This is a genomic window from Kordia sp. (assembly GCF_045105435.1).
In the GTDB taxonomy this organism is placed as follows: domain Bacteria; phylum Bacteroidota; class Bacteroidia; order Flavobacteriales; family Flavobacteriaceae; genus Kordia.
The window spans coordinates 1-15,017 of record NZ_JBGCDL010000157.1; the positions used below are offsets into that span (position 1 = coordinate 1).

The following is a 15,017-nucleotide window of genomic DNA, read 5'->3' on the forward strand; positions in this document are numbered from 1 at the left end:
ATGGGGAAAAGAAGTTGGCTTTTGAGGTTGTAGTTGAAAAAGATTCTAGTACTGAGAAGTGAGTATTGAGAGGTTTCAAACAACAAACTAAAAATTCGTGAATTCGTGGTTGAAAAAAGAATCAGGATTTTCAGAGTCAAGATTCAAGATGGTTTCTAAGAATATTTAGTGTTTTAAAGTAGATCTCGGTAGTTCTATTGAGCGCAGCCGAAATACAATTTTTCTTCGTTTCTCTTCGAAAAACCACTCGATTTGACGTTGGTGAAAGCTGACAACAAAAGTATCTTAAGAAACAGATTGCCACGTCATGCTTCCTCGCAAAGACGTTTCATATTTCAATAATGCTCAATGTTTATAAGGAAATAACATAAGAGTAAAAACACAAGAGTAAGATTCCTGCGAAAGCAGGAATAAATCTAAAAGCGTTCGCACTGAGCGAAGTCGAAGTGAAGCGATCTAAGAGATTCCCGCCTCCGCGGGAACAAGTCTAACAGCGACAGCGGTCTAAAAGCATTAGCGATCTAACTACAAAAGATCCAATCGCTTCATCAATTCCGGGCGTTTAGAACGACTTACAGGAATCACATCTTTTTTGATAAGTACACTATTATCTTCAATATCAATGATTTTCTTTACGTTGATAATGTATGAACGGTGAATTTTTAAGAACAATGTATCTGGTAATTTTTCCTCAATTTTTTTCAACGTAGAATGTACCGTATAGTTTTTATCTTCCGTTTTAATGTGAATATAATCGCCTTTTGCTTCTACCAAATAAATACTAGGAATATCAATCTTTATCAAACGACGATCAATGTTTATATAAAAATCATTTTCATAGCTTGCATCCGTTGTAACTTCTTCTGTTTTCGTAGCTAAAAGCTGCTGTTTTTCTGCCTTTTTAATGGCTATTTTAAAACGATCGGCTTCAATAGGTTTCAGTAAATAATCAACAATACATTCGTACTGAAACGCTTCAATAGCAAACTTCGGATCGGAAGTAGTCAATACAACACTTGGCGGATTTCTAAGCGTTTTTACAAAGTCAAATCCTGTAAAATCGGGCATGTGAATGTCTAAAAAGATCAAATCAACTTCATGTTCATTCAAATACTTAATAGCTTGCATTGCGTTTGAAAATTCTCCAACTATTTGCAATGAATCAATCTCATCGCACAAGGTTTTTATAATCGTTCTTGCTAGCTTTTCATCATCAATAATAATACAGTTCATATCGCTAAATCGTTTTTATATATGCTGAAATCGTGTTCAAAATTTGTTCAAAGTCTGTTTCGCCTTGCATGCTTTTTTCACGTAAATTGTGTTCGTATACATTGGCAAGTTCATAACTTTTTTCAAGCCCCAAAATACTAATTTTGTGCTTAATTTTGTGTACATTTTCTTCTATTTTTTTGTAATCTTTTTTGTCTAAACTATCTTGATACTCCTTTTTTTCTTCAGGAAATTCAGTTTTGATCACATCAATTAACGTCTGTCGTATCTTGTCATCGCCGCGTGCTAATTGTTCTACGTAGGCTAAATTTGGCTGTTCCATGTACTATTTTTTTAGTGTGAAATAAAAGGTTGAACCTAGATTTGGTGTCGATTCAATCCAAATGTCACCATTATAAAGTTCGATGATTTTTTTCACAATAGAAAGTCCAATACCCGAAGATTTGTAATCGTTTTCTAATTTTTGAAATGCCACAAATATTTTATCAAAGTATTTTTCGTCAATTCCTTTGCCATTATCTTGTACATAAAACTCCCAAAATTCACCTTTATCAGCATAACCAATGGTAATTTTACCTTGCGGTTTGTCATTGAATTTTATTGCGTTTCTGAGTAAATTTCTAAAGATTTCTTCCATGCGAAAGTTGTCTCCCGTAATAATTGGTAATTTCTGCGGAATGGAAATGGTAAAGTGCGCAGGAATTTCCATAAAATCAATAATTTTTTGAACCGTTTGATGTAGATTGACATCGTAAAAATTATGTTCTATCGTTCCAATAGTAGAAAATTTTAAAATTCCTTTGACCAGTGTATCCATTTTTTCAACATTACTACGAATCAGTTTGATGGTTTCCTTACCACTTTCACCCAACAATTCTTCATAATCATCTTTTAGCCAAGAAGTCAGCGCGTCAATGCTTTGTAATGGCGATTTTAAATCGTGAGACACCAAATGTGTGTAATTATTAAGTTCTTCATTTTGGCGCTCTAAGTTTGTCAATAATTTATCTCGTTGCTGATTGATTTGCAATATTTGTTTGGTTTGATTGTCGATTAAATCAACCAAGCGAAGTGAATCCAGGTCTAAATTTTCTTGATTTTCAGTATTACTTAACTCATAAGAATTAAGTGTGTCAATAACACTCTTTAGTTTTTGGATGATTTCTTTTTGCGCGTTAGATTCCTTCTGAAGCTGCTGATTGGCATCAAAAAGTTCTTCCGAGCTAATTGCAGTAGCACGTTGCAACATAGCAAATTGTTCATTAGAATTGTCATACGAACGATTTATAGCATCTAAAAAAGGTGCCATATCAGGATGGTTTTTCAATTCCTGCGAAAGATATTTTCGTATTTGTCGTTTTAAAAGTGGATTCATCTATTTATTCACTTATCAAGGTAATTGTTATTGTTTGATTGTGTAATTGACAGTTTTTTTCACCACCGAAAGGCGCAATTTCTCCGTAAGAGTACAGTCCGCAAATAGTAGTATTTTGTCCAACAACTTCAATGACTTCTTCTACTTCTTCTTCCACACGTTGATCCAACACTAATTTTCTTCCAATACAACTGACTAAAATGGCGAGTTCGGGAGCTGTTTTACGCAAAGCCAAAGCTTGTGTTGCGGCTTTTTCAGAAGCATCAACAATAGTATCAACATTGGTCATCATTAATTGAACGCGAGAATTTTCAAGAATATCGCCTGCCAAAATCATGGAATTTTCTTCTTCATTTATATTTAAAATTGTGCGTACAATGGATTGTTTTTCGTTGGTCGATTTTACTTTTAACGGATATAACAAAGCCGCAGCAGGCAATTCTTTCGACTTTTCGCCCAAGTATTTTTTATACAAATCCAATGCAGGCTGATTGTCCAATTCGTACAATACATTTTCGTTCGATTTTGTGACAATGCGTTCGGGTCCAAAAGGTGTCCAGCCGCCATTAATAGCAAAACTGATATCTAAGGTTTCTCCGTACAATCCGATTGCGACAATTTCTCCCGATTTTGGAATTTCATTGTATGAAGCAACTGTTTTTTCAAATCGTGCAGCATCGCCACATAATGCACCTGTAATTAGTAAATTATTTTCGGTTGCCGAATTCATTCCTAAAGTCAGTTGACTTCCGTTTATAAAACTTCCTTCCGACACAATAAACACATGTTTCAAGCCTTTTATATCGAACTGCTCAATGAGGTTTTTTCCGGTTTCAAAACTGTTAATTTTGGAATCGTTATCCAGTACATTTGCTGTTTTAATGACAAAGTTACTTCGTTCAAATTCAATAGCGGTAAGCGTAATAATTTCATCATCTACATATTGCGATGTAATGTCTCCAGCAGAAGAACCAAATACAAATTCGCCATCAGGAAAAAGTACTTTTACTTCGTTAAAAATAGTTTCGCTTTCAAGCATATATCTATTTCCAAAAACCAATACTAATGGTTTTTTGAGAAGTATATTTTCACTCAAATATTCCCAATCTGAATTCTTTGTTTTTTTAAGTTGAACGGTTTTCATTTGCTATTTTTTTATCGTGAAGAAAAACGTAGTTCCTTTGCCAAATTCACTGTCTAACCAAATTGTTCCTTCATACAAATCGACAATTTTTTTTACAATGGATAAGCCAATTCCTGTTGATTCTTTGTTTCTGTTTAAAGAGTGAAAGATTTTAAAAATACGATCGTGAAACTTTTTTTCAATACCAATTCCGTTGTCTTTTACAGAAAATTGATAGAAAGATGGCTCTTCTACAAAATCAACTTCTACAATTCCGTTGTCTTTATTGCTAAATTTTACAGCATTACTCATTAGATTTTGAAAGAGTTGTTGAAACTTGGTAGGATCACCTTTTACCGTAGGCATTTTTTTCAAAATATCGATAGAAATATGCTCAGGAACAAATAACAAACGGTTTACGTCTTCCATAGTATTGTTGAGGTTTACGTCTTCCAATTTGTTCGTTTCCGAACCCGCACTAGAGTATTCTAAAATATTGGAAATCAGTCTCTCCATGGTTTCTAGGGTACTTTCAATCATGCTAAAATTTTGCAAGGTTTCTTCATCAAGTTTTCCTTCATTATCAGATTTTATCCAAGAAACCAATGCATCAATACTGCGTAAAGGCGATTTTAAATCGTGGGAAACAATATGTGCATATTCATGCAACTCATTGTTACTTTTTTCGAGTGCATTGCGAATTTTTTCTTTCTGCGCTTCTAAACTTTTGAGTTCGGTAATGTTTCTAATAATTCCTTGTGCGGCAATGGGTTTTTGATCGGCATCATAAATCAAACTTGCATTAATTTGTACCCAACGCACTTCTTTATTTTTTCGAAAAACACGTGCAGTATAGTTAGAAAATCGACCTTTTTCCACCAATTCACTAAACGATTCAAAAGCATACGTAATGTCTTCAGTGTAGATTAAACTGTTTACGTTTAGCTTTTCTTCTGAAAGATTATAGCCAAAAAGTTTGGAAGCAGCATCGTTCATTTTTAGCACGTTTCCACGCAAGTCCATGACCATATACGCATCTATAATATTCTCAAAAACACCTGCTAATTGTGACGATTTTTCACTAACAGATGTTTCTAGTTTGGTGTTGGTAATTTTGAGTTCTTCAGACAATGCATACAACTCTCTAGATTTGCTTTCCAGAATTTTTTCGGCGGCTTTACGAGCTGTTTTTTCACGCTTTAATGCGCGTTGTAATATGTTTATTTGCTCCTGACTCATTCATTTTTATTAATGATGAACTTTACTTCGGTTCCTTCTTCATTAAGTTTTTCTAAAATGATTTCTGCCGAACTGTTAAAGTGTTCAAACGTTTTGTTCATTAAACCCAATCCAAAATGATGCATAGCTCTGCTCGATTTGTAGACCATAGTTAATGAGTTTTCCGTTTTTTCTTCTATTACAAATATAGGCAATTCTGCATCAGGATATATTTTTCGGACTTCTACATGAATATGATTTTCAATAGAAGCTAGCATTTCAATAGGATCTTTGTAGGTGGCTAACAATCCGGGATAACTACTTTCAATGACGCTAAAAAAGTGTTCGGCGTAGGTAAGCAGTAAATCATCAATGGAGATTTCGGTATTGTTGCTTAGGTTTTGTAATAATTGTAGCATTTCTGAAAAACGATACGTTCCAATAGAAGTATACGCGCCTTCAGATTCTAGTTTAGATTGCGTAATGATGGTATCAACCATTTCTAGACCAAATTTGTCTTCTACTAAATCTAAAAATTCGGTAAAGATGATTCCTTTCATAAGCAAAAGTTAGGTTGAGTTCTTTTTTCTATTTGGGATTCAAAAAAAGGTTAGGCACTTTTTAATTCGTTAATAGACCAATACGAGAGCGCAATTTCTATTTTAGAAACATAGTCGTCATATTTTAGAGGTTTTAAAATATAACCAGAAATTCCGATTCGGTAACATTCTAAAATATCTTTTCTATTGTCTGATGTTGTTAAAATTACGGTAGGAATATGTCGTAAATCGGGATCATTTTTTAAAATTGATAAAAATTCGATTCCGTTAATTTTGGGCATATTCAAATCGAGTAAGATGATATCTGGTAAATTTTCTTTGGTTTCTAAAATCGCCAATGCTTCTTCTGCATTTTTCGCTTCTGTAATTTCATGCTTGGCTTTGAGTAAAGAAACCGTACGATTCATCTTCATGATTTCAATCATGTTGTCTTCGATTAATAATACGTTTAATGAATTTTTCATTCTTCTTGTTTGAGCAATTATGTTACAATTTTAGTTTATAAAAAACCATTAAAACCAAAATGCAGTTTAACGAAGAATAAGTGTAGACGAAATGCAATAATGTGTAGATGAAGATTTTTGTGACTTGTGGTTTTTGAGGAGATTCTCGTCCAAAAAACAAAACCCTTACTGCTTTACAATAAGGGTTTTAAGGTTTTATAAATTATATTTTTTCTTTATTTTATTGCTTTCTACTACGGTATATAAGGCATAAAGAAGTAAACCAATAGTCACAAATTTCCATAGAATTCCGCTGTATACTAGTATAGGATTTAAAAGGTATAATAGTAAATAATACCCTAAAATTACACCAAGCGAAGCAAGTATAAAAACGACAGGTTTCTTAGGTAATAAATACGCAAACACACCCAAAATCAAAGCAATAACTAGGTAAAATATTGTGTCAGAAACGCTTTTGAAATTTGAATACACTAAAAAAGCACTAAATACTTTAAACGCAGCTACGATATACAATATAATTTGTGTTCTGGTCACAACTTCTTCTGAGCTTGCAACTTTAGAAATATTAAGCGTTTGTCGCCCAATAAAAATAGCTTTCTCCTTTTCTGTTCCTGCAATTGGAAATTTACAGTCTTCACAAATGATAGCAACTTTTGCTACTTCTACTCCGCAATGTGGACATTTATTTTCTACTGTTTCAATGGTGTTATACATGTTTTCCTTTTTCCCAACCGTGTTTTCCTAAATACTGATCTCCACTTTCTACAGCGCCTTCTTCAATAGAAGTTCCCATACTGTCGTTCCAACGGTTTAAATATCCGAACAATGAAATAACACCTAACATTTCTACAATTTCGCCTTCGTTCCAATGTTTGTACAATTCAGCTTTAATATCTTCATTCACCGCATTTGGAACAATAGATGCTGCCAACGAAAAATCTAAAGCGGCACGTTCTGCATCCGAAAACGCAGCGTGTGTTTTGTATTCCCAAATATTATCTAACTGTTCTTGCTCTGCTCCATAACGTTCTGCGGCTCTAATAGCGTGTGCTTGGCAATAACGACAACCTGTAGCATTACTACTTACCCAAGCAATCATTCGTTTCAATGCAGAAGTTACACGACCTTCATTTGCCATTACCGCTTTATTTAAGTTGATAAATGCTTTTGAAATGGCAGGTCTGCGTTGCATTGTTAAGACAGAGTTTGGACAAAAGCCAAGTGTTTCGTTAAAAAATTCGGCTAATTCTTTGGTTTCCAAATCATGATCTGGATTCAATGGCGTTACTAATGGCATACGTGTATATTTTTAAAATTATTACTTGTATTTTTGAATTCGCTTTGCGCGAAAAACTACGTTTGTATAAAACGCTAATTTAAGGAAATATAAACAAAATGAACTTCAACTATGGCACATAAAATTACAACACAATGGAAAGGGAATATGTTATTTGAATCCGACAATCCAACAGGACAAACGGTTTTAATGGACACTTCGCCAGAAAATGGGGGAAATAACGAAGGTTTAGGTCCAAAAGCAATGATGTTATCGTCTTTGGCAGGTTGTTCAGGTTTGGATGTAGTTTCGATCATGAACAAGATGAAAGTAACTGTTGACGATTTTAAAATGGAAGTTACAGGCGAACTCACGGACGAACATCCAAAATATTACCATATCGTTACGTTACAGTATCACTTTTATGGAACGGATTTAGACCAAAAAAAGATTCAGCGCGCTGTTGATTTATCGGTAGAAACCTATTGTGGTGTTATGGAAATGTTCCGTCGTTTTGCAAAAGTCGAAACCAATACGTATTTTCACCGTTCTTAATTCCGTAGTATAATTTTCCTCAGTTTAATTCAGAAACAGCATTTCGAAGACATCGAAATGAAGAAAATTGTATAAAGAATTAACGATAACTAATGAAGATATATACAAGTATTCAAATAGGCGGTTTTCATACAAATCATTGTGAAGATGCGCTCGTTTCTACAAAAATTGGAGAAAACAAAGTGCTCATTGCAGTAATGGATGGTTGTTCTATGGGAACAGAAAGTCATTTTGCATCTACACTTTTTGCAAAGATTCTAAACAAAATCAGTCAAGAATTATTCTACTCAGAATTTTTAAATTTAGAAGAGGAAACATTACCAAGTCAGTTGAAAAATGTAATGAAAACCTTTTTTATTGAGCTGAAAAGTATCAAAAATGAACTCAGTCTTGAAACGCTAGAATTGTTAAGCACACTTATTTTGGGAGTGTATGATAAAAAAACAAAGGAAGCAGAAATCATTACAATTGGAGATGGCTTAATTGTTCATAACGGAACTATTACCGAATATGAACAAGGTGACAAACCCGATTATTTAGCCTATCATTTACAAAAAGATTTTGATATATGGTTTGCAAATTTTGATCAGAAAATTTCGTTGAAAAATATAGAAGATTTGAGTATCATGACAGACGGAATTTATACGTTTAAACGTTTAGGGAAAAGTACGAATTACGAAGAAACTACAGAAATGATTGATTATTTAGCGATTGATAAAAATGCTACAAATCATCAAGATATGTTACAAGGGAAAATGATTTTTTTAGAAAAAGAAAAAGCATTAAAACCTATGGACGATTTGGCAATTATTAGAATCATTAATCAATAAGTTTACACCATGCGTTGGACACTAAAACCAAAACCAGAAGCACATAAAATGCAACACTTAATGGAAGCGTTGCAGGTAAATGAAGTTGTAGCAACCTTACTATTACAAAGAGGAATTGAAACATTTGAAGAAGCCAAAAGCTTTTTTCGTCCTTCTATCGAACAGATTCACGATCCGTTTTTAATGAAAGATATGGAGGTCGCTGTAGCGCGAATTGACAAAGCAATTGCCAACGAAGAAAACATCATGGTATATGGCGATTATGATGTGGATGGAACTACTTCAGTAGCGCTTGTTTCTTCGTATTTAAAGACGATTTATCCAAATATAGCAACCTATATTCCCGATCGGTATGAAGAAGGTTACGGACTTTCTTTTAAAGGAATTGAGTATGCTTCCGACAATGATATTTCGCTGATTATTACACTTGATTGTGGTATTAAAGCCATCGATAAAGTAGATTTTGCCACCGAAAAAGGGATTGATATTGTCATTTGTGATCATCACCGACCTGGAAACGAATTGCCAAAAGCCGTTGCCGTTTTAGATCCGAAACGAGACGATTGCACGTATCCGTACAACGAATTGTGTGGTTGTGGCGTTGGTTTCAAACTGATTCAAGCATTGGGTTCAAAAAGAGGGCAAACAGTGACCGATTTGTTTCCGTATTTAGATTTGGTTGCCACAGCAATTGCAGCCGATATTGTTCCTGTAACGGGCGAAAACAGAACTTTGGCATATTTTGGAATGCAAGTCATCAATACGGCTCCGAGAGCAGGAATCCAAGCGATTATCAATCAGCTCAAAAAAGAAAGTCTAACCATTACAGATGTCGTTTTTGTAATTGCGCCGCGAATTAATGCCGCAGGAAGAATTAGTCACGGATTGCACGCGGTTGAATTGCTTACGGAGAACAATCTTGAAGTTGCCAAACAATACGCAGCGTCCATTGAAGCATTTAATATGGAACGACGCGAATTGGATCAAGAAATTACAAAAGAAGCCTTTCTACAAATAGAAAAATTAGAAGAACAAGAACGATTTACCACAGTTGTGTACGATGAAAATTGGCACAAAGGTGTGATTGGAATTGTAGCTTCACGCTTGATAGAAACCTATTATCGTCCAACCTTAGTTTTTACCAAAAGTGGCGATAAATTAGCCGCTTCCGCGCGATCTGTGAAAGGATTTGATGTCTACAATGCCTTGGAACAGTGCAAAGAACACATTACGCAATTTGGTGGACATAAATATGCTGCGGGATTAACGTTGAAAGAAGAAAATTATCAAGCGTTTAAAGCTGCGTTTGAAGATGTAGTAAAAAATACAATCGACAATAATTTACGAACGCCTGAAATTTTGATTGATAAAGAAATTACACTTCAAGAAATTACGCCAAAATTCTACCGAATTCTAAAACAATTTGCGCCATTTGGTCCGCAAAATATGAGTCCTGTTTTTATGAGTACGGAACTAAAAGATACCGGTTGGGCAAAATGTGTAGGCGCAGAAGAAGATCATTTAAAATTATGCGCTGTACAACGCAGATCGCCACGAATAAACGGAATTGGCTTTAATTTAGGCGATAAGTTACCAAAAGTGCAAAACAAAAAACCATTTGATGCCGTGTTTTCTGTAGATGAAAATACATGGAATGGAAATACGACTTTACAATTGCGATTGCGCGATATTCGGTAGTTTTGGTTGTTGAGTTGTTAATTTCCAAAGAAAACTTTGTTGTGTTGAACAAATATTGCATGTGATCTGAATTCAATAAAAATACTAACTTCATCACAAAACCGTTTGTATGAAATGAAAGCAACTTTTCAACTTTTCATATTTTTTATATCTGCAACTATTTTTGCACAGAATTTAGTGCTAAATCCAAGTTTTGAAAACTGTTTGCATTGCGAACGATCGACAGGTCAGCTCAATAATAATATCATTAGTTGGAGTACGCCAAATATAAGTACCACTGATTATTTTAATTATAAAAGTCAAAAAAGTTACAATCATTATAACGGATATCAGAAACCAAAATCGGGAACTGCGCTTGCGGGTATTTATGTATATACTGAAAGAAATTATCGTGAATACGTTCAAGGAACACTCAAAGAAACGCTCGAAAAAGGAAAAGAATACACGGTTACTTTTTATGTGAGTTTGGCAGAATTATCTACAAAAGCCACAACCGATATCGATATTTTATTTACGGAAGAGAAACTCAAAAAATGTGTTCATGTTAAACATTGTGAGAAACAGATCAAACCTAAAAAAGCTACGGATAAAAAGTTTTATAAAGTTGAAATTGATCGCGAACGTTTCTACCGAGAAAAGCTAGATTGGACAAAAATTACGTTCACCTATACAGCTTCAGGTTTTGAGAATTTTTTTTCAATCGGAAACTTTAATTCGAACCGAAAAACCAATCTGATCAAAATGCAACGCGCGCAAGAATACGAGTTTGCCTATTATTATATTGATGATGTTTCTGTGGTTTCTGTAGAAAGTGAAGTAATCATTCCACAAGAAAAACAGCCAGAAAAACCAAAAGTTGAAACTGTCATAAAGGAAGATGAAGTGTATACGTTTACAAATGTACTGTTTGAATTTGACAAAGCAATTTTAGTAGAAACTTCCATAAAAGAATTGGACGAGTTGTACGCACACTTAGAAAAAAGACCGCTACTCGCAATTGAAATCTACGGACATACCGACAATATTGGTACGGAAACAAGAAATAAAGAATTATCTTTACAGCGTGCAAAAGCAGTTTCTGATTATTTAATTTTGAAAGGATTAGAAACTTCTAGAATTACATGGTTTGGCTTTGGAAGTTCAAAACCAATCGTTCCAAATGATTCTGAAGCACAACGAGCAAAAAACAGACGAGTAGCATTCAAATTGAATTCTGAATAAAAATTCATGCCAAAACAAGATCCTTACGCAGCCTTACGATTCAAAGAATTCAACATCTTCTTATTGGTCAGATTCTTTTTAGTATTTGGTTGGTCCATGCAATTTATTGTGATTATCTGGATTATTAGTGAAATTACCGATGATGATCCTTGGTCTCTTGGATTGGTAGGATTGATGGAAGTAATTCCTGCGGTAGGCATGGCATTGTTTGCTGGTCATATTGTAGATCAGCGTGAAAAACGAAATTTATTAGCTATCAATATAGCATTATTTTCTTTAATGAGTTTGGGATTATTTCTAATTGCAACGCCACAAATTACAGGAAAATGGAAATTAGAACCTGTACTATACAGTATTTATGCTTTTATCTTTTTTGGCGGAATTTTACGTTCCTTTTTTGGACCAACAATCTTTTCATTAGTCGCATTAATTGTGCCTAAAAAAGTATATCCAAATGCAGCTACTTGGAGTAGTTCTACTTGGCAAGCTTCTGGAATTTTAGGAAAAGCCTTTGGTGGATTAGCTATTTATTGGTTTGGAGAACAATTTTCTTTAGGAATAGTTTTCGTAATGGTTATTACGTCTTTGGTAATGTTATTGATGATTCCTAAAAAACCAATTCTAAACCCGAAAATTGGAGAAAATATTTGGGCAAGTCTTAAAGAAGGAATCAATTTTGTGAAAAATGAAAAAGTAATTTTAGGCGCATTAACTTTAGATATGATTGCAGTTTTATTAGGTGGAGCAATAGCATTATTGCCAATTTTTGCAAAAAGTATTTTAAATGTTGGCGCACTCGGTTTCGGAATTTTAAGCGCAGCGACTTCGGTAGGCGCATTAATTACAATGTTAGTTACTGCCTATATTCCTGTAACTGAAAAAGCAGGAATGAAATTATTAGGTTCTATCTTTGTGTTTGGATTGTGTATTATTGTTTTTGGTGTATCTACTTCATTTTGGCTTTCATTATTAGCTTTATTTGTAAGTGGTTTGGCAGATGGCGTTTCTATGGTCATTCGTCAGACAATTTTACAACTACGCACACCTGATGAAATGCGCGGACGTGTGGCATCTGTAAATTCTATATTTGTAGGTTCATCTAATGAATTAGGTGCTTTTGAAAGTGGCGCAACTGCAAAATTAATGGGTGTAGTTCCTGCGGTTGTTTTTGGTGGAACAATGACCTTGATTACCGTATTTGCTACAGGCTTCTTCAATAAATCATTACGAAAGTTAGATTTGACCGAAGATATGAAAGCGCACGAAGAAATAGAATAGTTTCTTTGTGGTCTCTAACATAAATTAAGTTTCAAGTATATAACAAGAATTCCTATTGTGTTTAGGTGAAGAAAACCTTTTTACGCAATCAAAGGAGTAGTTTACTCATTGATAGTTTTTTAAATCTGAAAAGAAAAATATATTTGAGTAATACCAATTTACGTTTAAAATGGTATGATTAAAACGAAATCAATGAATCGATTTATAGTATTTTTTCTCTTTGTCTGTCAATTTGGATTTTCTCAACATATTGAAAAAGAAGTTTATGTAATTTATAACTTATACGCTTCCGGATTTGATGGTGAGGAGTATTTATATGAGACTGATAGTATTAAGATCAAAAATAATAGAAAAACAACTAATTTGTTAAGTGCAATTTCTAATGTGCAATCTGTAGACGATATATTTAAAAACTCGAAAATAGATACGCTCAAAATATTGAATGCTCCATTAGATTTCATCAAAAAGTATAAAAACTCAAAGATAGATTGGAATCAACAGCAACAAGAATTTATTAAACCACAACTTCGCGATATACGTCTTTATAAAAAGTATTATCTGGACTATCTTAATAGTGGTTGCTGCGTAACCATGCATCAAAGTTATAGAGATGAATATCAGATTAGAGTTTTTGAAAATAATACTTTGGTTGATGAAATTACTTCAAGAAAATCAATTGGTGGTTTTAAAATTCCCTGGAAAAGCTCATTCACTGAAACAAAAAGTTACAATTTTGATATTGAAAATATACTTTTCGATATCATACATTCGCGAAAAAAAAGTCCGAAACTTTTAAAGAGAAAGAAACTTCAAAAGTATCTTACTACCAAAAAGTCGTAAAAAGAGTCCAGCATATTTCGTTCATTACTGAGTACTTAAAAAATCATACACAAAGCACATTAGATATTTACTTCTTTAATAATAAAACAATCAACGCATATAATATTGACGGTGTAAATAAGAGTCCTAAAGATTGGAAATATCAAGACGACTATGTAAAAAGTTTAGATTGGTACAAAACTGCTGATATAAAACCTAGTTTTGATATTGCCAAAGCTATAAAAACCTCACAAAAAAATCATTGCGGTTGCAATTATAGGTTTAATAGTGAGTTTATAGAACAAGCTATTTTTTTTGAAATAAGAAACAAAAATAATGATAGTTCTGTTTGGTTTCTACTTCCAGACGATACTGTTTTATTGTATTTAATGCAAGGTAAAAAAGTGTTAGAATATGATTATACAGCATTTGGGAATAAACACGCTGGAGTGCAATGGCCTTGTAAAAGATTTGATGTAAACGGACAATTGATAAAACGTAAATAAGTGTGTTTTTAGCACTTAATGAATACTTTAAAAAAGAAAATACAGCTAATATCTATTGTCGTATTTCACTCAATCTATTCACTAATTCATCTTTTATTACATTATCAGCAGCACTTAATGACAATTGATTTCCATTGAGTAAATTTAGATTTCCACTCAAATTATAAAAAGCTTTATCTATAATTAACAGTTAATTTTATTTAGACTAATTATAAATAATTGTATATTTGAACTTTCAAATTCAAAAATCATGAGCGATATACAACGCATTTATCATAATGATATTGGAATTGCTTTTCAATGGAAGCAAGATATAGCTAAAAATAGACACGATCATTTTCAGGTAATTTTCAGAGATACAGGCTTTTATTTGACGCTTCAGCAGCTAGAAAACTTTGCAAAACTCGTACAACAAGCGGTTTCTCGTGGTTGTTGCAAGGAATGTAAAGCCAATAACAACTGTCGTTCTATATTGTTAAAAACTCCTGCTGCAAATGTAGACTTGGCTGTTTCCGAAAAGGAATTAGAAGCTATTTCTGATTTGATGGAAGGAACGCTGTTTCAAATAAAGTTAGATCGTTATTTGAACGATGTATGTAGGAATTAGACTTTATTAGATTGCTTCTCTCTTAGATTTTTTTCGCTAGAAAATTGTACTTTTTTTAAATTTCTAAGAAATGTCATAGCGAATGAAGTGAAGCTATCTGTTTTTTTAAGTAACAGATTACTTCGTCATTCTTCCTCGTAATGACGTATTAAAAAAGTGAAAAAATGAAACATTTTGTCATGCTGAACTTGATTCAGCATCACACAAGAGTGAGGAATAATTTAAAATTCAACACTTAAAATTTAAAACAAAAA

The 15,017-nt window shown here is 33.4% G+C and carries 16 protein-coding genes; 7 read left to right on the forward strand and 9 right to left on the reverse strand.

What is annotated here, in order from left to right; genetic code table 11:
• Positions 1–525: 525 nt before the first annotated feature.
• From AB8B65_RS08250 to AB8B65_RS08290, 9 genes are all read right to left on the reverse strand, one after another.
• On the reverse strand, positions 526–1,233 hold the full coding sequence (locus tag AB8B65_RS08250) for a LytR/AlgR family response regulator transcription factor (protein ID WP_405300432.1): 708 nt from the start codon (positions 1,231–1,233) through the stop codon (positions 526–528).
• 4 nt (positions 1,234–1,237) lie between these two features.
• Positions 1,238–1,555: an Hpt domain-containing protein gene (locus AB8B65_RS08255; RefSeq protein WP_405300433.1), complete on the reverse strand. Its 318-nt coding sequence runs from the start codon at positions 1,553–1,555 to the stop codon at positions 1,238–1,240.
• Positions 1,556–1,558: 3 nt separating this feature from the next.
• On the reverse strand, positions 1,559–2,608 hold the full coding sequence (locus tag AB8B65_RS08260; protein ID WP_405300435.1) for an ATP-binding protein: 1,050 nt from the start codon (positions 2,606–2,608) through the stop codon (positions 1,559–1,561).
• 4 nt (positions 2,609–2,612) lie between these two features.
• On the reverse strand, positions 2,613–3,752 hold the full coding sequence (locus tag AB8B65_RS08265) for an FIST signal transduction protein (protein WP_405300437.1): 1,140 nt from the start codon (positions 3,750–3,752) through the stop codon (positions 2,613–2,615).
• 3 nt (positions 3,753–3,755) lie between these two features.
• Positions 3,756–4,970, reverse strand: a complete 1,215-nt coding sequence (locus tag AB8B65_RS08270; RefSeq protein ID WP_405300438.1) for an ATP-binding protein — start codon at positions 4,968–4,970, stop codon at positions 3,756–3,758.
• Positions 4,967–5,509, reverse strand: a complete 543-nt coding sequence (locus AB8B65_RS08275; protein ID WP_405300439.1) for a heme NO-binding domain-containing protein — start codon at positions 5,507–5,509, stop codon at positions 4,967–4,969. Before AB8B65_RS08275 ends, AB8B65_RS08270 begins: the two co-directional genes overlap by 4 nt.
• 50 nt (positions 5,510–5,559) lie before the next feature.
• Positions 5,560–5,973 (reverse strand): response regulator, encoded by a 414-nt coding sequence (locus AB8B65_RS08280; protein WP_405300440.1) that lies wholly within the window; start codon positions 5,971–5,973, stop codon positions 5,560–5,562.
• A 195-nt stretch (positions 5,974–6,168) separates the two neighbouring features.
• Positions 6,169–6,687 (reverse strand): hypothetical protein, encoded by a 519-nt coding sequence (locus AB8B65_RS08285; RefSeq protein ID WP_405300441.1) that lies wholly within the window; start codon positions 6,685–6,687, stop codon positions 6,169–6,171.
• Positions 6,680–7,270: a carboxymuconolactone decarboxylase family protein gene (locus AB8B65_RS08290; protein WP_405300442.1), complete on the reverse strand. Its 591-nt coding sequence runs from the start codon at positions 7,268–7,270 to the stop codon at positions 6,680–6,682. The genes AB8B65_RS08285 and AB8B65_RS08290 overlap by 8 nt, the downstream gene beginning before the upstream one ends.
• Before the next feature lie 111 nt (positions 7,271–7,381).
• Between AB8B65_RS08290 and AB8B65_RS08295 the strand changes: the two genes are divergently transcribed.
• The 7 genes from AB8B65_RS08295 (at position 7,382) to AB8B65_RS08325 (ending at position 14,763) form a co-directional block, all read left to right on the forward strand.
• A complete protein-coding gene (locus tag AB8B65_RS08295) occupies positions 7,382–7,804 on the forward strand; it encodes an OsmC family protein (protein ID WP_405300444.1) in 423 nt (140 codons plus the stop codon).
• Positions 7,805–7,896: 92 nt separating this feature from the next.
• A complete protein-coding gene (locus tag AB8B65_RS08300; RefSeq protein ID WP_405300446.1) occupies positions 7,897–8,634 on the forward strand; it encodes a protein phosphatase 2C domain-containing protein in 738 nt (245 codons plus the stop codon).
• A 9-nt stretch (positions 8,635–8,643) separates the two neighbouring features.
• Entirely contained in the window at positions 8,644–10,332 is a 1,689-nt protein-coding gene (recJ, locus tag AB8B65_RS08305; RefSeq protein ID WP_405300447.1) for a single-stranded-DNA-specific exonuclease RecJ, read from the forward strand.
• Positions 10,333–10,446: 114 nt separating this feature from the next.
• Complete coding sequence (locus tag AB8B65_RS08310) at positions 10,447–11,553, forward strand: OmpA family protein (protein WP_405300448.1); 1,107 nt, start codon at positions 10,447–10,449, stop codon at positions 11,551–11,553.
• Between the two features lie 6 nt (positions 11,554–11,559).
• Positions 11,560–12,831 (forward strand): MFS transporter, encoded by a 1,272-nt coding sequence (locus tag AB8B65_RS08315; protein ID WP_405300449.1) that lies wholly within the window; start codon positions 11,560–11,562, stop codon positions 12,829–12,831.
• A 192-nt stretch (positions 12,832–13,023) separates the two neighbouring features.
• Positions 13,024–13,671, forward strand: coding sequence for a hypothetical protein (locus tag AB8B65_RS08320; RefSeq protein WP_405300450.1), 648 nt, complete (start codon positions 13,024–13,026; stop codon positions 13,669–13,671).
• Positions 13,672–14,406: 735 nt separating this feature from the next.
• On the forward strand, positions 14,407–14,763 hold the full coding sequence (locus AB8B65_RS08325) for a hypothetical protein (RefSeq protein WP_405300451.1): 357 nt from the start codon (positions 14,407–14,409) through the stop codon (positions 14,761–14,763).
• Positions 14,764–15,017: the final 254 nt, after the last annotated feature.